This window comes from Burkholderia sp. AW49-1, from assembly GCF_053427845.1.
In genome coordinates this window covers 150314-173595 of record NZ_JBSAXF010000012.1, presented here as the reverse complement: position 1 = coordinate 173595, position 23282 = coordinate 150314, and the positions used below count along the sequence as shown (strand labels likewise).

Genomic DNA, 23282 nt, shown 5'->3' with positions numbered 1-23282 from the left:
TAATTTCCTTGTTTCGCGAGCGGCCGCACTCAATAATAGTACGGCCGTTCGATTTTATTCGAACCCCCGAACGGTTACAGAAATAGCTATGCGAAAAGGCGAACAGACGCGTGCCGCGATACTCGAAGCTGCTTTGGACCTCGCCAGCCGTGACGGGCTGGAGGGGCTGACGATCGGCCTGCTGGCCGAGCGCATGCAGATGAGCAAGAGTGGTGTGTTCGCGCACTTCGGATCGCGCGAAGACCTGCAGGTCGAGGTCGTCCGCGAGTATCACCATCGTTTCGAAAACGAGGTGTTCTTTCCGAGCCTGCGCGAGCCGCGAGGCTTGCCGCGCCTTCGGGCGATGCTGGCCCGCTGGACGGAGAAGCGCATCCAGGAGGTGACGACCGGATGCATCTACATCAGCGGCGCCGTCGAGTACGACGACCGGCCTGACAGCCCCGTGCGCGAGCAGTTGATCGCGAGCGTGACGGCCTGGCGTGCCGCGATGCTGCGTGCCATTTCGCAGGCGAAGGAAGAAGGCCATCTGCGTGCGGACACCGATCCGGACCTGATGCTCTTCGAGTTGTACAGCTTCACGCTCGGCCTGCATCACGACGCACGATTCCTGCACTCGCCGGATGCCGTGCGCCTCACGTGGGCCGCGCTGGAAAAAACGATCGTTTCGTATCAGAGCGAGAGCCGTTAGCGGCGCGTGATCCGCCCGCCAGGAGCTCGAGCCGTTTTGCCCACCTTTGGAGAGAGTCATGGGACAGTACGCCGCGCCGCTGCGCGACATGCAATTCGTGTTGCACGAGCTTCTGAACGTCGAAGCCGAGGTCAAGCAAATGCCGCGGCATGCGGACCTCGACGCCGACACGATCAACCAGGTCCTCGAGGAGGCGGGCAAGTTCTGCTCCGAGGTACTGTTCCCGCTGAACCAGGTCGGCGACCGTGAAGGCTGCACGTATGAAGGCGACGGCGTCGTGAAGACCCCGACCGGCTTCAAGGAAGCGTATCGGCAGTACGTCGAGGCCGGCTGGCCTGCGCTCGGCTGCGATCCGGACTACGGCGGCCAGGGCCTGCCCGCGTTCGTGAACAACGCGCTCTACGAAATGCTGAACTCGGCGAACCAGGCATGGACGATGTATCCGGGCCTGTCGCACGGCGCCTACGAATGCCTGCACGCGCACGGCGCGCCGGAACTCCAGAAGCAGTATCTGCCGAAGCTCGTGTCGGGCGAATGGACGGGCACGATGTGCCTGACCGAGCCGCACTGCGGCACCGACCTCGGCATCCTGCGCACCAAGGCCGAGCCGAACGGCGACGGCTCGTACTCGATCAGCGGCACGAAGATCTTCATCTCGAGCGGCGAGCACGACATGTCGAAGAACATCGTCCACCTCGTGCTCGCGCGCCTGCCCGACGCGCCGCAAGGCACGAAGGGGATCTCGCTGTTCATCGTGCCGAAGTTCGTTCCGGACGCCGCGGGCGAGCCGGGCGAGCGCAACGGCATCAAGTGCGGCTCGATCGAACACAAGATGGGCATCCACGGCAACTCGACGTGCGTGATGAACCTCGACAACGCGAAGGGCTGGATGGTCGGCGAGCCGAACAAGGGCCTCAACGCGATGTTCGTGATGATGAACGCCGCGCGCCTGGGCGTCGGCATGCAGGGCCTGGGCCTCACGGAAGTCGCGTACCAGAACTCGCTGACGTACGCGAAGGAGCGCCTGCAGATGCGCTCGCTGACGGGCCCGAAGGCACCGGAAAAGCCGGCCGACCCGATCATCGTGCACCCGGACGTGCGTCGCATGCTGCTCACGCAGAAGGCCTACGCGGAAGGCGCGCGCGCATTCACGTACTGGTCCGCGCTGCAGATCGACAAGGAGCTGTCGCACGGTGACGAAGCGGTGCGCAAGGAAGCGGCCGACCTCGTCGCGCTGCTCACGCCGATCATCAAGGCGTTCCTGACCGACAACGCGTTCGAGTCGACCAACCACGCAATGCAGATCTACGGCGGCCACGGCTTCATCTCCGAGTGGGGTATGGAGCAGTACGTGCGCGACGCGCGGATCAACATGATCTACGAAGGCACGAACTCGATCCAGTCGCTCGACCTGCTGGGCCGCAAGGTGCTCGGCGACATGGGCGCGAAGCTGAAGAAGTTCGGCAAGCTCGTCACCGAATTCGCGGAAGCCGAAGGCGTGAAGCCCGAGATGGCCGAGTTCATCAACCCGCTCGCCGACATCGGCGACAAGGTGCAGAAGCTGACGATGGAAATCGGCATGAAGGCCATGCAGAACCCGGATGAAGTCGGCGCAGCCGCCGTGCCGTACCTGCGCACCGTCGGCCATCTCGTGTTCTCGTACTTCTGGGCGCGCATGGCGCGTCTCGCCCTCGACAAGGAAGCGTCGGGCGACCCGTTCTACAAGTCGAAGCTCGCGACCGCACGCTTCTATTTTGCGCGCCTGCTGCCCGAGACGGCGGCGACGATCCGCGCCGCGCGCGCCGGTTCGAAGACGCTGATGGAAGTCGACGAATCGCTGTTCTGACGCGAGTCCGGGCGGTGCGCGCCGCGCGCCGCCCGAACGCAACGGTTCCTGGTACTCACTTCGCCGTGCAGCCCTCACAACCCGCGCTGCACGACATTATCCGGAGACATCCCGTGAGCAATTTCCTGATTCGCAAGGTCGCCGTGCTGGGCGCCGGCGTGATGGGCGCGCAGATCGCCGCGCACCTCGTCAACGCGCGCGTGCCGGTGCTGCTGTTCGACCTGCCGGCCAAGGAAGGCCCGAAAAACGCGATCGCGCTGAAGGCGATCGAGAACCTGAAGAAGCTGTCGCCCGCGCCGTTCGGCGTGAAGGACGATGCGAAATACCTCGAAGCCGCGAACTACGAAGACGACATCGCGAAGCTCGCCGAATGCGACGTCGTGATCGAGGCGATCGCCGAGCGAATGGACTGGAAGCACGACCTGTACAAGAAGGTCGCGCCGCACATCGCGCCGAACGCGATCTTCGCGACCAACACGTCGGGCCTGTCGATCACGAAGCTGTCCGAAGGTTTCTCGGACGAGCTGAAGTCGCGCTTCTGCGGCGTGCACTTCTTCAACCCGCCGCGCTACATGCACCTCGTCGAGCTGATCCCGACCGCGCACACGCGTCCGGAGATCCTCGACCAGCTTGAGACCTTCCTGACGAGCATCGTCGGCAAGGGTGTCGTGCGCGCGAAGGACACGCCGAACTTCATCGCGAACCGCGTCGGCATCTTCTCGATCCTCGCGGTGATCACCGAGGCCGCGAAGTTCGGCCTGCGCTTCGACGAAGTCGATGACCTGACGGGCAGCCGCCTCGGCCGCGCGAAGTCGGCGACGTTCCGCACCGCGGACGTGGTCGGCCTCGACACGATGGCGCACGTGATCAAGACGATGCAGGACAACCTCGCCGACGATCCGTTCTTCCCGGTCTACCAGACGCCTGCCGTGCTCGCCGAACTGGTGAAGCAGGGCGCGCTCGGCCAGAAGACCGGCGGCGGCTTCTACAAGAAGGAAGGCAAGGCGATCAAGGTGCTCGACGCGAAGACGGGCACTTACGTCGATTCGGGCGCGAAGGCGGACGAAACCGTCGGCCGCATCCTGAAGCGCCCGCCGGCGGAACGCCTGAAGCTGCTGCGCGAGACGGACCATCCGCACGCGCAGTTCCTGTGGTCGATCTTCCGTGACGTGTTCCACTACATCGGCGTGCATCTCGAGTCGATCGCCGACAACGCGCGCGACGTCGACCTCGCGATCCGCTGGGGCTTCGGCTGGAACGAAGGCCCGTTCGAAGGCTGGCAGGCTGCCGGCTGGAAGCAGGTCGCCGAGTGGGTGCAGGAAGACATCGCGGCCGGCAAGGCGCTCGCGAACGTGCCGCTGCCGTCGTGGGTGCTCGAAGGCGCGGTTGCGGAGAAGGGCGGCGTGCACACGGCCGAAGGCTCGTGGGCGCCGGCGTCGAAGCGCTTCGTGCCGCGCTCCGACCTGGCCGTCTACGGCAAGCAGGTGTTCCGCGCGCCGCTCGTCGGCGAAGCAGGCGCCGACCCGAAGACGTACGGCAAAACGCTGTTCGAAACCGACGCCGTGCGTGCATGGGTCGACGATCGCGCAGGCGAGGACGACGTCGTGATCGTGTCGTTCAAGTCGAAGATGAACACGATCGGACCGAGTGTGATCGACGGCCTCGTGCAGGCGATCGAACTCGCGGAGAAGGACTACAAGGGCGTGGTGATCTGGCAGCCGACGTCGCTGAAGCTCGGCACGCCGGGCGGCCCGTTCTCGGCCGGTGCGAACCTCGAAGAGGCGATGCCCGCGTTCATGATGGGCGGCGCGAAGGGTATCGAGCCGTTCGTGAAGAAGTTCCAGGAAGGCATGCTGCGCGTGAAGTACGCGAACGTGCCGGTCGTCGCGGCCGTGTCGGGCATCGCGCTCGGCGGCGGGTGCGAGCTGATGCTGCACAGCGCGAAGCGTGTCGTGCACATCGAGAGCTACATCGGTCTCGTCGAAGTCGGCGTCGGCCTCGTGCCGGCGGGCGGCGGCCTGAAGGAAGCGGCGCTGCGCGCGGCGGATGCGGCAACGGCCGCGAACGCGACCACCGACATCCTGAAGTTCGTCACGAAGTCGTTCGAGAACGCGGCGATGGCGAAGGTATCGTCGTCGGCGCACGATGCCCGTGCGATGGGCTACCTGAAGCCGTCGGACACGATCATCTTCAACGTGTTCGAGCTGCTCGACACCGCGAAGAAGGAAGCACGCGCGCTGGCGGCCGTCGGCTACCGTGCGCCGCTGCGCGCGAAGGACGTGCCGGTCGCGGGCCGTTCGGCGATCGCGACGATCAAGGCATCGCTCGTCAACATGCGTGACGGCCGCTTCATCAGCGACCACGACTACCTGATCGCGAGCCGCATCGCCGAAGCCGTGTGCGGCGGCGACGTCGAAGCCGGCAGCCTCGTCGACGAGCAGTGGCTGCTCGCACTCGAGCGCCGCGCGTTCGTCGAGCTGCTCGGCACGCAGAAGACGCAGGAACGGATCATGGGCATGTTGCAGACCGGCAAGCCGGTGCGTAACTGAGCGAGTGCGATGCATGGGGCCAGAGCAAGTGCTGAAGCGCCAACTCTGGTCGACACGCCAAGGCAAGGAGTCTGAAATGAGCAAACAACTGCAAGACGCATACATCGTCGCCGCCAGCCGCACCCCGATCGGCAAGGCCCCGCGCGGTGTCTTCAAGAACACGCGCCCCGACGAGCTGCTGGTTCACGCGATCAGGTCGGCGGTCGCGCAGGTGCCCGGCCTCGACACGAAGGTGATCGAGGACGCGATCATCGGCTGCGCGATTCCGGAAGCCGAGCAGGGCCTGAACGTCGCCCGCATGGGCGCGCTGCTCGCGGGCCTGCCGCAGACGGTCGGCGGCGTGACGGTCAACCGCTTCTGCGCGTCGGGCATCACGGCGCTGGCGATGGCGGCGGACCGCATCCGCGTCGGCGAATCGGACGCGCTGCTCGCGGGCGGCTGCGAATCGATGAGCATGGTGCCGATGATGGGCAACAAGCCGTCGATGTCGCCGCACATCTTCGATCGCAGCGAGGATTTCGGCATTGCATACGGGATGGGCCTGACGGCCGAGCGCGTCGCCGAGCAGTGGAAGGTGAGCCGCGAAGACCAGGACGCGTTCTCGGTCGAGTCGCACCGCAAGGCGCTCGCCGCGCAGCAGGCCGGCGAGTTCGGCGACGAAATCGCTGCGTACACGATCACCGAGCGTTTCCCGAACCTCGCGACGGGCGAAGTCGACGTGAAGACGCGCGAGATCGCGCTCGACGAAGGTCCGCGCGCGGACACGTCGCTCGAAGGCCTCGCGAAGCTGCGCACGGTGTTCGCGAACAAGGGCTCGGTCACGGCCGGCAACAGCTCGCAGACGTCGGACGGCGCGGGCGCGCTGCTGGTCGTGTCGGAGAAGGTGCTCAAGGAATTCAACCTGACGCCGCTCGCGCGCTTCGTGAGCTTCGCGGTGCGCGGCGTGCCGCCGGAGATCATGGGCATCGGCCCGAAGGAAGCGATCCCGGCCGCGCTGAAGGCCGCGGGCCTGAAGCAGGACGATCTCGACTGGATCGAGCTGAACGAGGCGTTCGCCGCGCAGTCGCTGGCGGTGATCCGCGATCTCGGCCTCGACCCGTCGAAGGTCAACCCGGTCGGCGGCGCGATCGCGCTCGGCCACCCGCTCGGCGCGACCGGCGCGATCCGCGCGTCGACCGTCGTGCACGGCCTGCGCCGCCGCAACCTGAAGTACGGGATGGTCACGATGTGCGTCGGCACCGGCATGGGTGCGGCCGGCATCATCGAACGCCTGTAAGCGGAGCGGGACAGTAGCAATCACGGTGCGCGAGCCACGAGCTTGCGCACCGTTTTTCATTCCGGAAGAGGAAAGTCAAAGGAGACGGTTGTGGCCGAAATTCAAGTGGAACGCGCCGACGGCGTGATGACGATCACGATCGCGCGCCCGGCGAAGAAGAACGCGCTGACGGCGGCGATGTACCAGGCGATGGCCGATGCGCTCGCCGACGCGCAGGAAGACAAGGCGATCCGCGTGATTCTGCTGCGCGGCAGCGACGGCAACTTCAGCGCGGGGAACGATCTCGAGGATTTCCTGAAGGCGCCGCCGAAGGACGAGAATGCGTCGGTATTCCAGTTTCTCGCGCGGATCAGCAGCGCGACCAAGCCGATCGTCGCCGCGGTGCCGGGCATCGCGGTCGGTGTCGGCGTGACGATGCTGCTGCACTGCGATCTCGTCTACGCGGCGGACACCGCGACATTCTCGCTGCCGTTCGCGCAGCTCGGGCTGTGCCCGGAAGCCGCATCGAGCGTGCTGCTGCCGCGCCTGGCCGGCCATCAGGTCGCCGCTGAAAAGCTGCTGCTCGGCGAAGCGTTCGACGCGCTGGAAGCGCACCGCATCGGCATCGTCAATCGCGTGCTGCCGGCCGCCGAGCTCGACGCATTTGCGGCGAAGCAGGCCGCGAAGCTCGCGGCGCTGCCGGCGTCGTCGCTGCGCGTGACGAAGGCGTTGCTGAAGGAGACGGGCGGGGTGGCCGTTGCCGCGCGGATGAACGAGGAAGCCGGCCACTTCTCCGCGATGCTGCGCGCGCCGGAAGCCCGCGAGGCGATGACCGCGTTCTTCGAGAAGCGCAAGCCGGATTTCCGTCAGTTCGACTGACGGAGCGGCCGGGCGGCCTGCATCAGGCCGTGCCGTAATCGACGTGGCCGGTTTCACGGCAGAAGCAGACCAGCCGCAGGCCGGCCGCCTTCGCGATCTCGATCGCGAGCGACGACGGCGCGGAGATCGTCGCGACCATCGGGATCCCGACCCGCGCCGACTTGCGCACGAGCTCGTAGCTCGCGCGGCTCGACAGGAACACGAAGCCGTCGGTCGCGTCGGCGCGCGACAGCACGAGCGAGCCGATCAGCTTGTCGAGTGCGTTGTGGCGGCCGACATCCTCGAACGCCATCCGGATCGCGCCTGTTGCGTCGCACCACGCGGCCGCGTGCAGGCCGCCGGTGAGCTGCGTGAGCGCCTGGTGCACCGGCAGCGCGTGGGCCGCGCGCGCGAGCGCGTCGGGCGCGAGGCGCGCGAGAAAGCCGGTGTCGGGCACCCGTTCGGGCGCGAGGTCGAGCAGGTCGATGCTCTCGATCCCGCACACGCCGCAGCCGGTACGCCCCGCGAGCGCGCGGCGACGGTCCTTCAGCGCGGCGAAGGCCTGCTGGACGACCTCCAGATGCACCTCCGCGTGCGGCAGCGATGCATTGGCGTGCAGGATCACCTCGATGTCCTTGATGTCGCTGCCGCGTTCGACGATCCCTTCCGAGATCGCGAAGCCGACCGCGAACGCCTCGAGGTCGCGCGGCGTGCACATCATCACCGCGTGCGAGATGCCGTTGAAGACCAGCGCGACCGGCCATTCCTGGCCGACGTAATCGTGCGCGGTTTCGACGGCGCCGCCGCGCGTGCGGCGCACGGACAGCTCGATCGCGCCGCGCGGTTCTTCTGTTTCAGTCGGATTCACGAGCACTCCCGTTGATTCGTGGCAGGGCGGCGACGATCGTGTCCGCCGCTCGCGCGCAGAGGTTCTAAAATACCTCAGGCAGGCCGGCCGCGCCGGCATCCGCCACTCAGGTAACGACCATGGGACTCAGCGACGCTCCGCTGCTATTCAATTTCGAACACGATTCGTCGGAAAACCTGACGTACATCCCGATGATCGTGCGTTTCAATCTCGACCGTTTCGGTCTGCGGATTTCACTGGAGCAATGGCAACTCCTGCCGCTCGAGGACCGCAAGCTGCTCGCACGCTTCCCGGCCGACGACGACACCGCGATCGAGCCCAATTTCGATCACGCGCTGTTCGAAATGCTGCGCACGCACGCCGACCTCGAACCGTCGTGGTTCCAGCCCGACGAGCAGCCGAGCTGGCGCGCGACCGATTCGGTGCCGGACGCGCTCGTGCAGCAGAGTGCGCTGGCCGGGCTGCCGGCGCCCGCGCTCGCGCAGTGGCAGCGGCTCGCGCCGTTCCAGCGCTACGTGCTGATGAAGCTGTCGCGCAAGCCGAAGCTCAATCACGACTTCCTGCCCGCGATGCGGGAGTTCGGGCTGACGGCCACGCACTGACGGGCCGCGTGCGGCGCCGCGGCGCGCGCCGGTCAGAGCGGCGGCAGTGGCCGCGGCTTGCGGTCGGGGCCGGTCGCGACGTAGGTGAGCGTTGCTTCGGTGACCTTCACGATTTCGCCCATCAGGCGCATGCGCTGCGCGTACACCTCGACGTCGACCGTCACCGACGTGTTGCCGGTGCGCATGATGGTGGCGTAGAAGCTCAGCAAATCGCCGACGAACACCGGCTGCTTGAACACGAATGAATTGACCGCGACCGTCGCGACGCGGCCGTTCGCGCGCTGGCTCGCGGGGATCGAGCCGGCGATATCGACCTGCGACATGATCCAGCCGCCGAACACGTCGCCGTGGACGTTCGCGTCGTGCGGTTGCGGGACGACGCGCAGCGCGGGCTGCTTTTGCGGAAGTTCGAGGGTCGAATCGGTCATGGCGGGGGCTTTCATCCTGTAATAAATGTGCCGCCGCGTGCAGGCCGGCCGGCGAGGCCGCCGGCAGCGGCGCGTAGCGGCTTCTGCGACAATACAACGTTCGCAAATTGTACGAGAAAGCGGGCGACCCGGCCGCCGCCGCAATGCGTGCCGCACCGCCGCCGATCCTTCCCCCCATGCGCCGATATTCCGCTTCCGGCGAGCCCGCGCCGGCTCCGACCGGGCCCCGCAACGACTGGCAGACCATCCGGTCGCTGCTGCCGTACCTGGCCACCTATAAATGGCGCGTCGCGCTCGCACTCGGCTGCCTGATCGGCGCGAAGGTCGCGAACCTCGGCGTGCCGGTCGTGATGAAGCGCATCGTCGATCATCTGTCGGCCGTGCAGCAACTCACCGCGCTCGGCCGCGCGGAGCAGTCGGCCGGCATCGTGCTGGCGGGCGGCGTCGGCCTGCTGGTCATCGCCTATGCGCTCGTGCGGCTGTCGACGTCGCTCTTCACCGAGCTGCGCGAGATCCTGTTCTCGAAGGTCACCGAGAGCGCGGTGCGCCAGCTCGCGCTGCAGGTGTTCCGGCATCTGCACGGGCTGTCGCTGCGCTTCCATCTCGAACGCCAGACAGGCGGCATGTCGCGCGACATCGAGCGCGGCACGCGCGGCATCCAGCAGCTGATTTCCTATTCGCTGTACAGCATCCTGCCGACGCTCGTCGAGGTCGGGCTCGTGCTCGGCTTCTTCGTGGTCAAGTACGAGGCGTACTACGCGTACGTGACGTTCGCGGCGCTCGTCACGTACATCGTGTTCACCGTGAAGGTCACCAACTGGCGCACGCATTTTCGCCGCACGATGAACGAACTCGATTCGCGCGCGAACTCGCGGGCGATCGATTCGCTGATCAACTACGAGACGGTGAAGTACTTCGGCAACGAGGAGTGGGAGGCGCAGCGCTACGACGAGAACCTGAAGCGCTACCGCAAGGCAGCGATCCGCTCGCAGAATTCGCTGTCGGTGCTGAACTTCGGCCAGCAGGCGATCATCGGCACCGGGCTCGTGTTCATCCTGTGGCGCGCGACGCAGGGCGTGCTGGCCGGCAAGCTGACGCTCGGCGATCTCGTGCTGATCAACACGTTCATGCTGCAGTTGTACATCCCGCTGAATTTTCTCGGCGTCGTATATCGCGAACTGAAGCAGAGCCTCACCGACATGGACCGCATGTTCGGACTGCTGTCGGCCGCGAAGGAAGTCGCGGATGCGCCCGACGCGCGGCCGCTCGCGGTGGCCGGCGCGCAGGTCCGCTTCGAGCACGTGAACTTCGCGTACGAAGCGTCGCGGCAGATCCTGCACGACGTGACGTTTACGATCGACGCGGGCACGACGACCGCGGTGGTCGGGCACAGCGGGTCAGGCAAGTCGACGCTGTCGCGGCTGCTGTTCCGCTTCTACGATCTCGACCGGCAGGCGGGCGGTGCGATCCGGATCGACGGCCAGGACATTCGCGACGTCACGCAGGACTCGCTGCGCGCATCGATCGGGATCGTGCCGCAGGACACCGTGCTCTTCAACGACTCGATCTACTACAACATCGCATACGGCCGCCCGACCGCGAGCCGCGACGAAGTGATCGCGGCCGCGCGCGCCGCGCACATCCACGACTTCATCGAGAGCTTGCCGAAGGGCTATGACACGCCGGTCGGCGAGCGCGGGCTGAAGCTGTCGGGCGGCGAGAAGCAGCGCGTCGCGATTGCGCGCACGCTGTTGAAGGATCCACCGGTGCTGCTGTTCGACGAGGCGACGTCGGCGCTCGATTCGCGCTCGGAGCGCGCGATCCAGCACGAGCTCGAGCAGATCGCGCGGCACCGCACGACGCTCGTGATCGCGCACCGGCTGTCGACGGTCGTGCATGCGCAGCAGATTCTCGTGATGGACCATGGGCGGATCGTCGAGCGCGGCACGCACGACGAACTCGTGCGCGCGGACGGGCTGTATGCGCAGATGTGGGCGCTGCAGCAGCAGCGCGCGGCGGCGGGCGGAGAAGCGGCCGAGGCCGCGTGAGCGTGGATGCCGCGCCGGGCGGCGCGGGAACGGTTGGTTCGCCGGCCGTTCGGCATCGGGCGGCGCTGTGCCGCCGTCACCGCCGGGCGCTCCGGCGCAGCGTTCGCGGCATTTGATTCAGGAGCGGCCTGTCGGCGATCGGCCGGGCCGTCATCGGCCTTGCGGGCCCTTGGCCGCCGCGCCCTGTGGCTCGACGGCCAGCCGCGAAACGATCAGCCTGCGGCGGCACGCAGCCGCGCATCCAGTTCGCCCAGCTGCGCGGGCGTGCCGACGTTCTCCCAGATACCTTCATACAATTCTCCGCTCGCGCGGCCGGCCTCGATGGTCGCCTTGAAATACGGCGTCAGCGGCCGATGCGTGCCGGGCACGATGTCGCGAAACATCCGCGTGTCGTACACGGCGATGCTGCCGAACGTGACGCGCGGGGCGCCGGCGAGCGCCAGCCGGCCGTCGTCGTGGAGCACGAAATCGCCGTCCGGATGGAACGGCGGGTTCGGCACCATCACGAGATGCATCGCAGGCGCGTCGAGCGCGGCCATCCGCGCGGCGCGGGCGGCAAGCGTCCGGTAGTCGAATGCGCAGTACACGTCGCCCGCGACCGCCGCGAACACCGTCGGCCGGCCGTCGCGCTCGAGCAGCGGCAGCGCCTGTGCGATGCCGCCGGCGGTTTCCAGCGCGTCGCCTTCGGCCGAATACGCGAGCCGCACACCCCAGCGCGAGCCGTCGCCGAGCGTCGCCTCGAGCTGTTCGCCGAGCCATGCGTGGTTGATCACGATCGTCTCGATGCGCGCGCGCGCGAGCGCCTCGATCTGCCAGACGATCAGCGGTTTGCCGCCGACTTCGAGCAGCGGCTTCGGGCGGGTGTCGGTCAGCGGGCGCATCCGTTCGCCGCGCCCGGCGGCGAAGATCATCGCCGTGGTCAGGGTAGTGCTCATGTTCGGCTGAATGTGAGGGCGGTCAGAACGTATAGCCGACGTCTGCCGCGCCCTTGCCCTCGAGCTCGTCGAGCAGCTTCGCGAACGGCACGAGCGGGCGGTAGCGCAGCGCGACCTTGCGCGCGTACGCGAGGAAGCGCGGCAGATCGTTCAGGTAATGCGGCTTGCCGTCTCGGTAGTTGATCCGTGCGAACAGGCCGAGGATCTTGATGTGGCGCTGCAGCCCCATCCACTCGAGCTGGCGGTAGAACTCGCCGAAGTCCGGATCGACCGGCAGTCCGGCCTTCTTCGCCTTTTCCCAGTAATACGCGAAGCAGTCGAGCTCGAACTCCTCGTCCCAGCTGATGAACGCGTCGCGCAGCAGCGACACGACGTCGTACGTCAGCGGCCCGTACACGGCGTCCTGGAAGTCGAGCACGCCGGGGTTCGGCTCGCAGACCATCAGGTTGCGCGGCATGAAATCGCGCAGCATGAAGCCCTGCGGCTGCGCATGGGCGCTCGCGACCAGCAGTGCGAAGGTGCGGTCGAGCGTGCCGCGCATTGCGTCGGTGACGGGCTTGCCGAGGTGCCGGCCGACGAACCATTCGGGCAGCAGCTCCATCTCGCGGCGCAGGAATGCCTCGTCGAACGGCGGTAGCACGTCGGGCTTCGAGTTCAGCTGGAAGCGGATCAGCGCGTCGAGCGCGTCGCGCATCAACGGGCGCGCCGCGACCGGGTCGGCCGGATCGAGCACCGAGATGTACGACGTGCGGCCGAGGTCGGTGACGAGCATGAAGCCCGCGTCGAAATCGTGGGCCAGCACGTCCGGCACGTGGTCGCCGGCCGCGGCGAGCAACTGCGCGACCTGAACGAATTCGCGACACTTCTCGGGCGGCGGCGCGTCGACCGCGATCAGCGAGCCGCCGGGGCGCGTGGTCGACGCGACCCGGAAATAGCGGCGGAAACTGGCATCCGACGACGCGGGTGCGAGGGTCGACAGGTCGAGGGCGAAGCGCTCGGCGAGCGGGCGCAGCCACGCGGTCAGTGCGTCGAGGCGGGCGTCGGGCTGGGATGCGGCGGATGGGGGTGTCATGAAACTCGGCGGAGGGGGGAACGTCTTGCCATATAATACCCCACGACTTTTTTGACGCGCCCCGCGTCAGCTTCCGCCGTGCAGGCTTGCCGCCTGTCGCGCCGTCCGCCCGATCGCCTCCCCGGTTTGCGCTCAGCCGCAGTCGCGGTGCGACGGCGCGGCCCGCCGCGCGCGAATGTGCCGTGCAGGAGCGGTTGACAAGGGGCGATTCGCCAAACGATAGATGCCGCCCAAACCGCTATTCCCGAATGTCTTCCCCGGTGACGGGGCGCCGCGCAAACGGCGGCTCGCGCTCGCGCTGCTGGCCGTGCCCGGCCTCGTGCCGGCCGTGTCGTACGCGCAGCTGTCGGGCGCGGCCGCGCAGCCGCAGCCGCTCGACTCGCCGTGGGACCTGCGTCTCGCCCCGCAGCTCGAAGATCATCCGCTGAAGGACGGCGCGAAGCCGGCCGCCTTCGTGATTGCCGACCGTACGAGCGGCACGGCCGATCAGGACCTCGCCGCAAAGGGCTCGGCCGAGCTGCGCCGCGGCGACGCGGTCGTGAAGGCGGACGCGATCCACTACGATCAGGATACCGACATGGCCGATGCGTACGGCCAGGTCAAGGTGATCAATGGTGGCACGTCGTTCGCGGGCCCCGAGGCGCATCTGAAGGTCGAGGCGAACCAGGGCTTCATGACGGCGCCGAAGTACCACTTCAACGTGACGGGCGGGTCCGGCAGCGCGGAGCGCGTCGACCTGCTCGACAGCGAGCGCTCGGTGTTCGTCAACGGCACCTACACCGCGTGCCAGTGCTCGACGAACCCCGCGTGGTACATCAAGGGCAGCCGTTTCGACTTCGACACGGGTGCCGACGAAGGCACCGCGCGCAACGGCGTGCTGTTCTTCCAGGGCGTGCCGATCTTCGCGAGCCCGTGGATGACGTTCCCGCTGTCGGGCGAGCGGCGCAGCGGCCTCTTGCCGCCGACGTTCTCGATGAACTCGAACAACGGGTTCGAGCTGTCGCTGCCGTACTACTTCAACATCGCGCCGAACCGCGACCTGACGATCACGCCGCGCATCATCTCTCGGCGCGGCGTGCAGACGGAAGCGACGTTCCGCTACCTGTCGCCGTCGTATTCGGGAACGTTTACGGCCAATTACCTGCCGGACGACCGGCTCGCGCACCGCAACCGCTACGCGATCTACTGGCAGCACCAGCAGAACTTCGGTGGCGGTTTCGGCGGCTACGTCTACTACAACAAGGTCTCGGACAATACGTATCCCGAAGACCTTGGGTCGATGAACCAGTTCGTCAACGGGACACAGACGCTGTACCAGCAGGAAGCCGGCCTCACGTACAACAACGGCCCGTGGTCGGTGCTCGCGCGTTACCAGCACTGGCAGACGCTGCCGCCGTCGATCGCGCCGTACAGCCGCGAGCCGCAGCTGAACGTGAAGTACACGAAGTACAACGTCGGCGGCTTCGACTTCGGCGCGGAAGCCGACTATTCGCGGTTCCGCATCACGACCGCCGATGCGACCGAAGGCGACCGGATCGTCTTCAACCCGTACATCGCATACGGTGTGTACGGCCCGGGCTACTTCGTCGTGCCGAAGGTCCAGTATCACTTCGCCTCGTACGACCTGAACCACCTGTCGGCGAGCTCGCTGAACCGCCCGAAGCACTTCACCGAGTCGATCCCGACCGTGAGCTTCGATACGGGCCTGATCTTCGACCGCTCGGTGCGCCTGTTCGGCCAGGACTTCATCCAGACCCTCGAGCCGCGCCTGTACTACGTGTACACACCGTATCGAGACCAGTCGAACGCGCCGCTGTTCGACACCGCGGAATCGGACTTCGGGCTCGCGGAGATCTACCAGCCGAACACGTTCGTGGGCAACGACCGGATCGCCGATGCGAACCGGATCACGGCCGGCCTGACGTCGCGCTTCATCGATCCGCGCACCGGCGACGAGCGTGCGCGTTTCGTGATCGCGCAGCAGTACTATTTCGCCGACCAGCGCGTGACGCTGAACTCCGGCCAGAGCGCGGTGCAGGCGCGCCACTCCGACCTGATCGTGGGCGCAGCGCTGAAGCTCGGTTCCGGCTTCATGTCGGAGACGGCGTTCCAGTACAACCAGAACAACAACCAGCTCGTGAAGTCGAGCATCGGTTTCGGGTTCAGCCCGGGCGAGCGCCGCGTGATCAACGTCGGCTACCGCTATACGCGTGCGAACACGACGCTCGACAACCAGCCGATCAACCAGTTCCTGGTGTCCGCCCAATGGCCGCTCACGCGCCGCCTGTATGCGATCGGCCGCTTCAACTACGACCTGGCCGCCGACCGGGTCGTCGACGGTCTGCTCGGCTTACAATACGACGCGGATTGCTGGGCGCTCGGAGTCGGGGTGCAGCGGTTTGCGAACGGCATCAACTCGTCGGGGCAGCAGAACTCGTCGACGCGATTCATGGCGCAACTGACGCTCAAGGGCTTGTCGACGGTCGACAACGGGCTCGTATCCGCATTCCGCGCCGGAGTGCCGGGCTATACGCCGTTGCCGCCGCCGCCGCCGCCGATGTCCCGCTTCAGCAACTACGAGTAACGCCGGCTTTGTCTGCACCGGTCAGCACGATTTCAATGGAGTATCAGTGGCAATGAAGAAAAACCTTCGTTTCGCGGCAGTCGTGTCCAGCCTCGCCGCGTCCGCCGCGCTGCTCGCCGCCGCGCCGGCCGCGGCGCAGGCGCTCGGTTCGCAAGGCGCGCAGCTCGCCGACGAAGTCGTCGCGGTCGTCAACAACGACGTGATCACGGGCCGCGAACTCGATCAGCGCGTCGGCCTGATCTCGCGCCGGCTGCAGCAGCAGAACGCACCCGTGCCGCCGGCCGACCAGCTGCGCGCGCAGGTGCTGAACCAGATGGTGCTCGAACGCATCCAGGTGCAGAAGGCCAAGGATGACGGGATCCGAATCGACGACGCAACCGTGCAGTCCACGCTGCAGCGCCTCGCGCAGGCGAACGGGATGACGCTCGAGCAGTATCGCGCGCGGATCGTGGCGCAAGGCGTGCCCTGGAGCGTGTTCACGAGCGACGCCCGCACCGAGCTGATGCTGTCGAAGCTGCGCGAGCGCGAGGTCGACGGCAAGATCACCGTGTCGGACGCCGAGGTGGCGAACTACATCGCGAGCCAGCGCGGGCCGAACGCATCGCAGCAGCAGGACCTGCGCTTCCAGCACATCTTCATCAAGGCACCGACCAACGCGCCGCAGGCCGACATCGAAGCCGCGCAGAAGAAGGCAGAAGCGCTGCTGCAGCAGGCCACGTCGGGCGCCGATTTCGAAAAGCTCGCGAAGAACAATTCGGAAGCGAACGACGCGAAGAAGGGTGGCGACCTCGGCTTCAAGGCACCCGGCGCGCTGCCGGCCGACGTCGTCGACGCCGCATCGAAGCTGCGTCCGGGCCAGGTCAACCCGACGCTGATCCGCGTGCCGGACGGCTTCGAGATCGTGCGTCTCGTCGACCGCCGCCAGAGCCAGGGCGCAACCGCCGCGGCACCGAAGATCGTCCAGACGCACGTGCGCCACATCCTGTTGCGTGTCGGAGAAGGCAAGTCGGAAGGCCAGGCGCGCCAGCAACTGCAGGACATCCGCCGCCAGGTCGAGGCGGGCGGCGATTTCGCGAAGTTCGCGCGCACCTACTCGCAGGACGGTTCGGCGTCGCAGGGTGGCGATCTCGGCTGGATCAGCCCGGGCGAGACCGTGCCGGAATTCGAGCGCGCGATGAACAATCTGCAGGACGGCCAGATCAGCCAGCCGATTCGTACCGAGTACGGCTACCACCTGATCCAGGTGATGGAGCGCCGCGAAGCGGAAGGCTCGGTGCAGCAGCAGATGGATATCGCGCGCCAGGCGATCGGTCAGCGCAAGGCCGAGCAGGCGTATGCCGACTGGCTGCGCGAGCTGCGCGATTCGTCGTACGTGCAGTACAAGATCGGCGGCGTCGGCCCGGCGAACTGAGCGAGCTTCACATGACGGCATCCGCGCTGCAGATCGCGATCACGACCGGCGAACCCGCGGGTGTCGGCCCGGAACTGACCGTGCAGGCGTTGCAGGATGCCGCGCGGCGCTGGCCGGGCGCGCATTTCACCGTGCTCGGCGACGCCGCGCTGCTCGACGCGCGCGCGGCGGCTGTCGGTGTCGACCGGGCAGTGCTCTCCGGCGGCGGGCCGGTGTCGGTCGAGCACCATCCGCTCGCCGTGCCCGCGCAGGCAGGCAAGCTCGATGCGGCCAACGGCCGCTACGTGCTCGCGCTGCTCGATGCCGCGATCGACGGCGCGTCGGCGGGCCGGTTCGACGCGATCGTCACCGCGCCACTGCAGAAGAGCACGATCAACGATGCCGGCGTGCCGTTTACCGGCCATACCGAATACCTTGCGGAACGCACGCACACGCCACGTGTCGTGATGATGCTGGCGGGCACGGGCGAGCGGCCGCTGCGCGTCGCGCTCGCGACCACGCACCTGCCGCTGAAGGACGTGTCGGCCGCGCTGACGACCGATGGGCTCGTCGAGACGCTGGCGATCGTCGATCGCGACCTGCGGCGTGACTTCGGCCTCGCCGCGCCGCGCATCCTCGTGACGGGACTGAACCCGCACGCGGGCGAGAACGGCTATCTCGGGCGCGAGGAGATCGACGTGATCTCGCCGGCGCTCGCGCGCGCGCAAGCGCAGGGCATCGACGCGCGCGGCCCGTATCCGGCCGATACGCTGTTCCAGCCGCGCTATCTCGAGGACGCCGATTGCGTGCTCGCGATGTTCCACGATCAGGGCTTGCCCGTGCTGAAGTATGCGACCTTCGGCGAGGGCATCAACGTCACGCTCGGGCTGCCGATCATCCGCACGTCGGTCGATCACGGCACCGCGCTGGATCTGGCCGGCACGGGCCGCGCGGATCCGGGCAGCATGGTCGCCGCGCTCGACACGGCCGTCACGATGGCACGGCATCGCCGCGTGGCCTGACGCGCACGGCCCCAGCCCTGACTTCATTCGTCGTATTTTTCGTTTTTCTCAGTCGATGTCGAACAGCAGACAGCACCAAGGCCACTTCGCGCGCAAGCGCTTCGGGCAGAACTTCCTCGTCGATCACGGCGTGATCGACTCGATCGTCGCGACGATCGGCCCCGCGCGCGGCCAGCGAATGGTCGAGATCGGCCCCGGCCTCGGCGCGCTGACCGAGCCGCTGATCGCGCGTCTCGCGACGCCCGAGTCGCCGCTGCACGCGGTCGAGCTCGACCGCGACCTGATCGGGCGCCTGAAGCAGCGCTTCGGCGCACTGCTGGAGCTGCACGAGGGCGACGCGCTCGCGTTCGACTTCGGCTCGCTCGCGGCGCCCCGCGACAAGCCGTCGCTGCGGATCGTCGGCAACCTGCCGTACAACATTTCCAGCCCGCTGCTGTTTCACCTGATGACGTTCGCCGGTGTGGTCATCGACCAGCATTTCATGCTGCAGAACGAGGTCGTCGAACGGATGGTCGCGGAGCCGGGCACGAAGGCGTTCTCGCGGTTGTCGGTGATGCTGCAGTACCGCTACGTGATGGACAAGATGCTCGACGTGCCGCCGGAGTCGTTCCAGCCGCCGCCGAAGGTCGATTCGGCGATCGTCCGGATGATTCCGTACGAGCCGCACGAACTGCCGGACGTCGATCCCGTGCTGCTCGGCGAAGTGGTCACGGCTGCGTTCTCGCAGCGTCGGAAGATGCTGCGCAACACGCTCGGCGACTACCGCGAGACGATCGATTTCGACGGGCTCGGCTTCGACCTCGCGCGACGCGCGGAGGATGTGAGCGTGGCCGAATATGTCGCCGTCGCGCAGGCGCTTGCGAAGGTGCGCAAGGCCGCGGAGTAGCAGGACCACGCGGGCACAACGCGCGTGGCGTCCGCCGGCTCGAGATTCATGAGGCTGCCCTGACGGGCAGCCTTTTTGTTGTTCCGCGCACTTCGCGTCGAGGGCGGGCCTCGGCCGGGCGGCGTTACGCGCGCCCGCGCGGCGGCGCGTTGACGAGCGCGATCCCGGTCAGCACCAGCGCGGCCGCGGACATGAAGCGCCAGCCGACCGATTCGCCGAGCAGCAGCACGCCGAACGCGACGCCGAACAAGGGCGACAGGAACGTGAATACCGACAGCCGCGACGCGCTGTAGCGCGTCAGCAGCCAGAACCACGACAGATAGCTGACGAACGCGACGATCACCGACTGGTACGCGAGGCTCGCGAGCGCGATCGGCGTGACCTGCGCGAACGACGTCTGGCCGAGCAGCGCGGCGAGCGCGATCAGCACGACGGCCGACACCGCGAGCTGGTAGAACAGCGTCTTGCTCGCGCTGGTCCGCGCGAGCGACGTCGAGCGCACGACGACCGTCGTCGCGGCCCACATCGCGCCGCCGAGGATGCCGAGCGCGTCGCCGGCGAGCCCGGCCAATACCGATGCGCCGGGCGCGCGCGGCTTGAGGAAGCCGTCCGCGAACGCGAGCGCGATGCCGGCGAACGCGAGCCCGACGCCGGCCCACTGGACGCGCTGCAGCCGCTCGCCCGGCGCGAACAGGTGCAGGCCGAGCGCCGTGAAGCACGGGGCCGTGTACAGGAAGATCGCCATGTGCGACGCGCTCGTCAGCGTCAGCCCGAAGAACACGCAGACGAACTCGCCGGCGAACAGCGCACCCGCCGCGATGCCCGCGCCGAGCGTGCCGTCCGCGCGGAACAGCGGCGTGCCGCGCGAGCGGGCCCAGCCCCACAGCAGGAGCGCGGCGATCACCGAGCGCAGCCCGGCCTGGAACATCGGCGGGATCGCGGCGTTCGTGCTCTTGATCGCGACCTGCTGGAAGCCCCAGATCGCGCACAGCAGCAACATCACACCGATGGCGCGCGTGTCGAGCGGCCGGCGCGCGGGCGTGCCGGCGAGCGCGGTCATCGACGGACCTCGCCGATGCGGCGGGAAGGGGGCACGGACATGGGCAGCGGTGGACGGAGGTCGCGTCCGGCGCGCTCGATTCGGCGGTTTCGCACGGCAGGCTGTGTGGCTGAATGAGGTGGTGGTCGCGTTCAAGCGGTGGACGGCATGCCCGCTTTTGGTGCGAGGTGGGAGGATGTTACCCGATCGGTGGACTTGCAGGGTGCCGTCGGGTGCGGTGATGACTGCCGCCGCACGGGCATCGGGCGCGCCCTCAGGAAGCCCGGTAGCGGCCGACCGCGGACGGGGCGCCGGCGGCGGGATTCACCCGACTCCGGTAGAATTTCCGCTTCTGGAAAGTCCCCACAGGAGTACAACACATGCGTTTGCTGCATACGATGCTGCGAGTCGGCGATCTCGACCGCTCGATCAAGTTCTACACCGAATTGCTCGGCATGAAGCTGCTGCGTCGCGAGGATTATCCGGAAGGCAAGTTCACGCTCGCGTTCGTCGGCTATGAAGCGGAAAGCACGGGCACCGTGATCGAGCTGACCCATAACTGGGATACGTCGTCCTACGATCTCGGCAATGGCTTCGGCCACCTGGCGGTGGAAGTCGACGACGCGTACTCGGCCTGCGACAAGATCAAGGCGCAAGGCGGCAAGGTGACCCGCGAAGCGGGGCCGATGAAGCACGGCACGACCGTGATCGCTTTCGTCGAGGATCCGGACGGCTACAAGATCGAGTTCATCCAGAAGAAGGCGCACTGAGCGCGGGATGAGCGGCGCGCGACGCACGATGGGCGTGGCGGGCAAGAAAAACGGGCGATGCGGAGGAATCCGCATCGCCCGTTCGTATTTTCGGTGCGGCCGATCGCGTTACAGCGATGGCAGCAGCTCGGGCGGGTGATGCTTGAGCGTGTGCCGCGCTTCGCGGAATTCCGGAAAGATCGATTCGACGGTCTGCCAGAAGGCCGGGCTGTGGTTCATTTCGCGCAGGTGCGACAGCTCGTGCGCGACGACGTAGTCGATGATCGACATCGGGAAATGGATCAGCCGCCAGTTCAGCCGGATCTTGCCGTCGCTCGAGCAGCTGCCCCAGCGTGTCGCGGCCGACGACAGCGCATACATCGAATACGTGACGCCGAGCATTTCCGCATAGACGACGAGGCGTTCGCCGAAAATCCGCTTCGCTTCGCCCTGCAGCCAGCCCTGCACGCGATCCTTGATCTGCTGCATGTCGGCTTGCGCCGGCAGCGGCAGCGACAGCCGCTGCGCATCGGCGTCGAAGGCGAGCGCACCGGCGCCGAGCGCGATCGTGATCGTCTTGCCGAGATACGGCAGCTGCGCGCCGTCGCGCCAGTCGATCTGCGGCAGCGCGCGCTGCTCGGTGCGGGTTTTCCACTCCGTGAGCTTCGCGAAGATCCAGCGCTGCTTCTCGGCGATGGCGGCTTCGATGTCGGCGAGCGTGACCCAGCGCGGCGCGGTGATCGACAGCCCGCTGCCGTCGATCGTGAAGCCGATCGTGCGGCGCGCGGAGCGCTTCAGCCGATATTCGAGCACACGGCTGTCGAGTGCGAATGTGCGGACGCGGGAGCGATCGGGCGCAGGGCCCGGATCGAGCGGCGCCGTGGGCACCGCGGGAGCAGCAGCCGCTTCAGGCGGCGAGGGCGGTGCGGCGGGCGCCGACGGTGCCGGCGATGCCGCCGGCCCGTCGAAGAGCGGCAGGTCCATCTGGCGATGATCGAGGGCCACGACGGCAGGCCGTGGCCGCGGACGCTTTTTCATCAGTTCGCTTCGTTTCGTCGTTCGCAACGGCTGCAATCCGGGTGATTCAGACGCGCGCGGCATCGCGCGCGCCGGCATTGCCCGGCTGGCGATAGGAGTCGGGATCGATGCGGCGCATTTCCGCTTCGATCCATGCTTCGACCTGCGAGTTCAATACGTCGGGCGTCTTGCCGTCGACGGGAATCGGCTTGCCGATCGACACGGTGACGACGCCCGGGAATTTCGTGAACGAATTGCGCGGCCACACGCGACCTGCATTGTGCGCGATCGGCACGACCGGCGTGCCGGTTTCGATCGCGAAGCGCGCGCCGCCCGTCTTGTACTTGCCCTGCTTGCCGACCGGCGTGCGTGTGCCTTCCGGGAACATGATCATCCAGGCACCTTGAGACAGGCGCTTCTTGCCCTGACGGATCACCGACGCGAACGCGTTCTTGCCTTCCTTGCGGTTGATGTTGACCATGTGCAGCAGCCCGAGCGCCCAGCCGAAGAACGGCACGTACAGCAGTTCGCGCTTGAACACGTAGCAGAGCGGCTTCGGCATCAGCGCCGGAAACGCGAGCGTCTCCCACGCGGACTGGTGCTTCGACAGCAGCACGGCCGGGCCGTCGGGCAGGTTTTCCATCCCTTCGATGCGGTAGCGGATGCCGTTCAGCCAGCGCACGACCCACAGCGTCGACTTGCACCAGCCGGCCGCCATCCAGTAGCGCGCGTCGGGACGCATGAACGGGAACGCGATGAAGCACGCGGTGGCGTAAGGCACCGTGTACACGATGAAGTAGATCAGCAGCAGCAGGGAGCGGACGAAGCGCATCGGCGTGGGTCTGACAGTAGGGAGGATGCGCGCGGCGGCCGCATCACTCGTGTTCGTGTGAAAGGAAGTCGAGCGCGAACGCGCGCAGGTCGTCGTGGACCTTCGTGCCGTCCGGCAGATTGCCCGCGGCGAGCGTCTTTTTGCCCTTGCCGGTCAGCACGAGGTGCGGCTTGAAGCCGACCGCGACGCCGGCCTGCAGGTCGCGCAGGGAATCGCCGACGGCCGGTGTGTGACCGGGGTCGACCTCGAAGCGCTCCGCGATCATCTGCATCATGCCGGGCTTTGGCTTGCGGCAGTCGCAGTGATCTTCCGACACGTGCGGGCAGAAGAACACGGCGTCGATGCGCGCGCCGACGGCGGCCGCCGCGCGATGCATCTTCAGGTGCATCGCGTTGAGCGCCGCCATGTCGAACAGCCCGCGGCCGATGCCGGACTGGTTGGTCGCGACGACCACGCGATAGCCCGCGTGGTTGAGTCGTGCGATCGCCTCGAGGCTGCCGGGCAGCGCGATCCACTCGTCGGGCGTCTTGATGAACGCGTCCGAATCGACGTTGATCACGCCGTCCCGGTCGAGGACGACGAGCTTGCGGTTGGGGCTGGTCGGCATCGTTCGG

20 protein-coding genes are annotated in these 23282 nt (G+C 67.3%); 12 read left to right on the top strand and 8 right to left on the bottom strand.

The genetic code is table 11. The annotated features are described in order from the left end of the window. The first annotated feature begins 88 nt into the window (after window positions 1-88). The 5 genes from ACV22W_RS19890 (at window position 89) to ACV22W_RS19870 (ending at window position 7217) form a co-directional block, all read left to right on the top strand. Window positions 89-688 (top strand): TetR/AcrR family transcriptional regulator, encoded by a 600-nt coding sequence (locus ACV22W_RS19890; protein WP_006751498.1) that lies wholly within the window; start codon window positions 89-91, stop codon window positions 686-688. Between the two features lie 58 nt (window positions 689-746). After that, window positions 747-2534 (top strand): acyl-CoA dehydrogenase C-terminal domain-containing protein, encoded by a 1788-nt coding sequence (locus ACV22W_RS19885; protein ID WP_448021193.1) that lies wholly within the window; start codon window positions 747-749, stop codon window positions 2532-2534. Between the two features lie 113 nt (window positions 2535-2647). Beyond that, window positions 2648-5083 carry a 3-hydroxyacyl-CoA dehydrogenase/enoyl-CoA hydratase family protein gene (locus tag ACV22W_RS19880; protein ID WP_448021192.1) on the top strand — a complete coding sequence of 812 codons (2436 nt, stop codon included), beginning with the start codon at window positions 2648-2650 and terminating at the stop codon, window positions 5081-5083. 76 nt (window positions 5084-5159) lie between these two features. Beyond that, window positions 5160-6359, top strand: a complete 1200-nt coding sequence (locus ACV22W_RS19875) for an acetyl-CoA C-acyltransferase (RefSeq protein ID WP_448021190.1) — start codon at window positions 5160-5162, stop codon at window positions 6357-6359. Between the two features lie 90 nt (window positions 6360-6449). Beyond that, complete coding sequence (locus tag ACV22W_RS19870) at window positions 6450-7217, top strand: enoyl-CoA hydratase (protein ID WP_448021189.1); 768 nt, start codon at window positions 6450-6452, stop codon at window positions 7215-7217. 22 nt (window positions 7218-7239) lie between these two features. Here the strand turns inward: ACV22W_RS19870 and fdhD are convergent, their stop codons facing one another. Continuing rightward, window positions 7240-8070: a formate dehydrogenase accessory sulfurtransferase FdhD gene (gene fdhD / locus ACV22W_RS19865; RefSeq protein ID WP_448021187.1), complete on the bottom strand. Its 831-nt coding sequence runs from the start codon at window positions 8068-8070 to the stop codon at window positions 7240-7242. Window positions 8071-8183: 113 nt separating this feature from the next. Between fdhD and ACV22W_RS19860 the strand changes: the two genes are divergently transcribed. After that, window positions 8184-8666, top strand: coding sequence for a nitrate reductase associated protein (locus ACV22W_RS19860; protein WP_059528173.1), 483 nt, complete (start codon window positions 8184-8186; stop codon window positions 8664-8666). A 32-nt stretch (window positions 8667-8698) separates the two neighbouring features. On the opposite strand, the gene ACV22W_RS19855 is transcribed toward ACV22W_RS19860, so the two are convergent. Beyond that, window positions 8699-9094, bottom strand: a complete 396-nt coding sequence (locus ACV22W_RS19855) for an acyl-CoA thioesterase (protein ID WP_059528170.1) — start codon at window positions 9092-9094, stop codon at window positions 8699-8701. Between the two features lie 176 nt (window positions 9095-9270). Here ACV22W_RS19855 and ACV22W_RS19850 point away from each other — a divergent pair, with 176 nt between their 5' ends. Continuing rightward, entirely contained in the window at window positions 9271-11142 is a 1872-nt protein-coding gene (locus tag ACV22W_RS19850) for an ABCB family ABC transporter ATP-binding protein/permease (RefSeq protein ID WP_448021185.1), read from the top strand. A gap of 212 nt (window positions 11143-11354) precedes the next feature. Here ACV22W_RS19850 and murU read toward each other — a convergent pair whose 3' ends face one another. Beyond that, entirely contained in the window at window positions 11355-12077 is a 723-nt protein-coding gene (gene murU, locus ACV22W_RS19845; RefSeq protein ID WP_448021183.1) for an N-acetylmuramate alpha-1-phosphate uridylyltransferase MurU, read from the bottom strand. A gap of 22 nt (window positions 12078-12099) precedes the next feature. Next, a complete protein-coding gene (locus tag ACV22W_RS19840) occupies window positions 12100-13149 on the bottom strand; it encodes an aminoglycoside phosphotransferase family protein (RefSeq protein WP_448021181.1) in 1050 nt (349 codons plus the stop codon). A 223-nt stretch (window positions 13150-13372) separates the two neighbouring features. On the opposite strand from ACV22W_RS19840, the gene ACV22W_RS19835 reads away from it, so the two are divergent. The 4 genes from ACV22W_RS19835 to rsmA are packed head-to-tail and all read left to right on the top strand — an operon-like array spanning window position 13373 to window position 19031. Then, window positions 13373-15733 carry an LPS-assembly protein LptD gene (locus tag ACV22W_RS19835; protein WP_448021180.1) on the top strand — a complete coding sequence of 787 codons (2361 nt, stop codon included), beginning with the start codon at window positions 13373-13375 and terminating at the stop codon, window positions 15731-15733. Window positions 15734-15785: 52 nt separating this feature from the next. Then, window positions 15786-17144, top strand: coding sequence for a peptidylprolyl isomerase (locus ACV22W_RS19830; RefSeq protein WP_448021178.1), 1359 nt, complete (start codon window positions 15786-15788; stop codon window positions 17142-17144). An 11-nt stretch (window positions 17145-17155) separates the two neighbouring features. Further along, a complete protein-coding gene (pdxA, locus tag ACV22W_RS19825; RefSeq protein ID WP_448021177.1) occupies window positions 17156-18145 on the top strand; it encodes a 4-hydroxythreonine-4-phosphate dehydrogenase PdxA in 990 nt (329 codons plus the stop codon). Between the two features lie 55 nt (window positions 18146-18200). Then, complete coding sequence (rsmA, locus tag ACV22W_RS19820; protein WP_448021176.1) at window positions 18201-19031, top strand: 16S rRNA (adenine(1518)-N(6)/adenine(1519)-N(6))-dimethyltransferase RsmA; 831 nt, start codon at window positions 18201-18203, stop codon at window positions 19029-19031. A 124-nt stretch (window positions 19032-19155) separates the two neighbouring features. On the opposite strand, the gene ACV22W_RS19815 is transcribed toward rsmA, so the two are convergent. Beyond that, window positions 19156-20091 carry a DMT family transporter gene (locus ACV22W_RS19815; RefSeq protein ID WP_448021174.1) on the bottom strand — a complete coding sequence of 312 codons (936 nt, stop codon included), beginning with the start codon at window positions 20089-20091 and terminating at the stop codon, window positions 19156-19158. A gap of 359 nt (window positions 20092-20450) precedes the next feature. On the opposite strand from ACV22W_RS19815, the gene gloA reads away from it, so the two are divergent. Beyond that, window positions 20451-20840 carry a lactoylglutathione lyase gene (gene gloA, locus ACV22W_RS19810; protein WP_448021173.1) on the top strand — a complete coding sequence of 130 codons (390 nt, stop codon included), beginning with the start codon at window positions 20451-20453 and terminating at the stop codon, window positions 20838-20840. 108 nt (window positions 20841-20948) lie between these two features. Here gloA and ACV22W_RS19805 read toward each other — a convergent pair whose 3' ends face one another. Genes ACV22W_RS19805 through gmhB form a run of 3 tightly spaced genes read right to left on the bottom strand, consistent with a single transcriptional unit; the run spans window position 20949 to window position 23275 of the window. Beyond that, window positions 20949-21857: a M48 family metallopeptidase gene (locus ACV22W_RS19805; RefSeq protein WP_448021171.1), complete on the bottom strand. Its 909-nt coding sequence runs from the start codon at window positions 21855-21857 to the stop codon at window positions 20949-20951. A 46-nt stretch (window positions 21858-21903) separates the two neighbouring features. Beyond that, entirely contained in the window at window positions 21904-22668 is a 765-nt protein-coding gene (locus ACV22W_RS19800) for a lysophospholipid acyltransferase family protein (RefSeq protein ID WP_448021170.1), read from the bottom strand. A gap of 43 nt (window positions 22669-22711) precedes the next feature. Further along, entirely contained in the window at window positions 22712-23275 is a 564-nt protein-coding gene (gene gmhB, locus ACV22W_RS19795) for a D-glycero-beta-D-manno-heptose 1,7-bisphosphate 7-phosphatase (RefSeq protein WP_059528142.1), read from the bottom strand. Between the last annotated feature and the right edge of the window lie 7 nt (window positions 23276-23282).

Bases quoted from the DNA above. Each gene is read 5' to 3' on its own strand.
- ACV22W_RS19835 (WP_448021180.1), top strand. From the start codon at position 13,373: ATGCCGCCCAAACCGCTATTCCCGAATGTCTTCCCCGGTGACGGGGCG.
- rsmA (WP_448021176.1), top strand. From the start codon at position 18,201: ATGTCGAACAGCAGACAGCACCAAGGCCACTTCGCGCGCAAGCGCTTC.
- ACV22W_RS19815 (WP_448021174.1), bottom strand. From the start codon at position 20,091: ATGACCGCGCTCGCCGGCACGCCCGCGCGCCGGCCGCTCGACACGCGC.
- pdxA (WP_448021177.1), top strand. From the start codon at position 17,156: ATGACGGCATCCGCGCTGCAGATCGCGATCACGACCGGCGAACCCGCG.
- ACV22W_RS19805 (WP_448021171.1), bottom strand. From the start codon at position 21,857: ATGAAAAAGCGTCCGCGGCCACGGCCTGCCGTCGTGGCCCTCGATCAT.
- ACV22W_RS19875 (WP_448021190.1), top strand. From the start codon at position 5,160: ATGAGCAAACAACTGCAAGACGCATACATCGTCGCCGCCAGCCGCACC.
- ACV22W_RS19860 (WP_059528173.1), top strand. From the start codon at position 8,184: ATGGGACTCAGCGACGCTCCGCTGCTATTCAATTTCGAACACGATTCG.
- gmhB (WP_059528142.1), bottom strand. From the start codon at position 23,275: ATGCCGACCAGCCCCAACCGCAAGCTCGTCGTCCTCGACCGGGACGGC.
- murU (WP_448021183.1), bottom strand. From the start codon at position 12,077: ATGAGCACTACCCTGACCACGGCGATGATCTTCGCCGCCGGGCGCGGC.
- ACV22W_RS19840 (WP_448021181.1), bottom strand. From the start codon at position 13,149: ATGACACCCCCATCCGCCGCATCCCAGCCCGACGCCCGCCTCGACGCA.
- gloA (WP_448021173.1), top strand. From the start codon at position 20,451: ATGCGTTTGCTGCATACGATGCTGCGAGTCGGCGATCTCGACCGCTCG.
- ACV22W_RS19850 (WP_448021185.1), top strand. From the start codon at position 9,271: ATGCGCCGATATTCCGCTTCCGGCGAGCCCGCGCCGGCTCCGACCGGG.
- ACV22W_RS19890 (WP_006751498.1), top strand. From the start codon at position 89: ATGCGAAAAGGCGAACAGACGCGTGCCGCGATACTCGAAGCTGCTTTG.
- ACV22W_RS19885 (WP_448021193.1), top strand. From the start codon at position 747: ATGGGACAGTACGCCGCGCCGCTGCGCGACATGCAATTCGTGTTGCAC.
- ACV22W_RS19855 (WP_059528170.1), bottom strand. From the start codon at position 9,094: ATGACCGATTCGACCCTCGAACTTCCGCAAAAGCAGCCCGCGCTGCGC.
- ACV22W_RS19800 (WP_448021170.1), bottom strand. From the start codon at position 22,668: ATGCGCTTCGTCCGCTCCCTGCTGCTGCTGATCTACTTCATCGTGTAC.
- ACV22W_RS19830 (WP_448021178.1), top strand. From the start codon at position 15,786: ATGAAGAAAAACCTTCGTTTCGCGGCAGTCGTGTCCAGCCTCGCCGCG.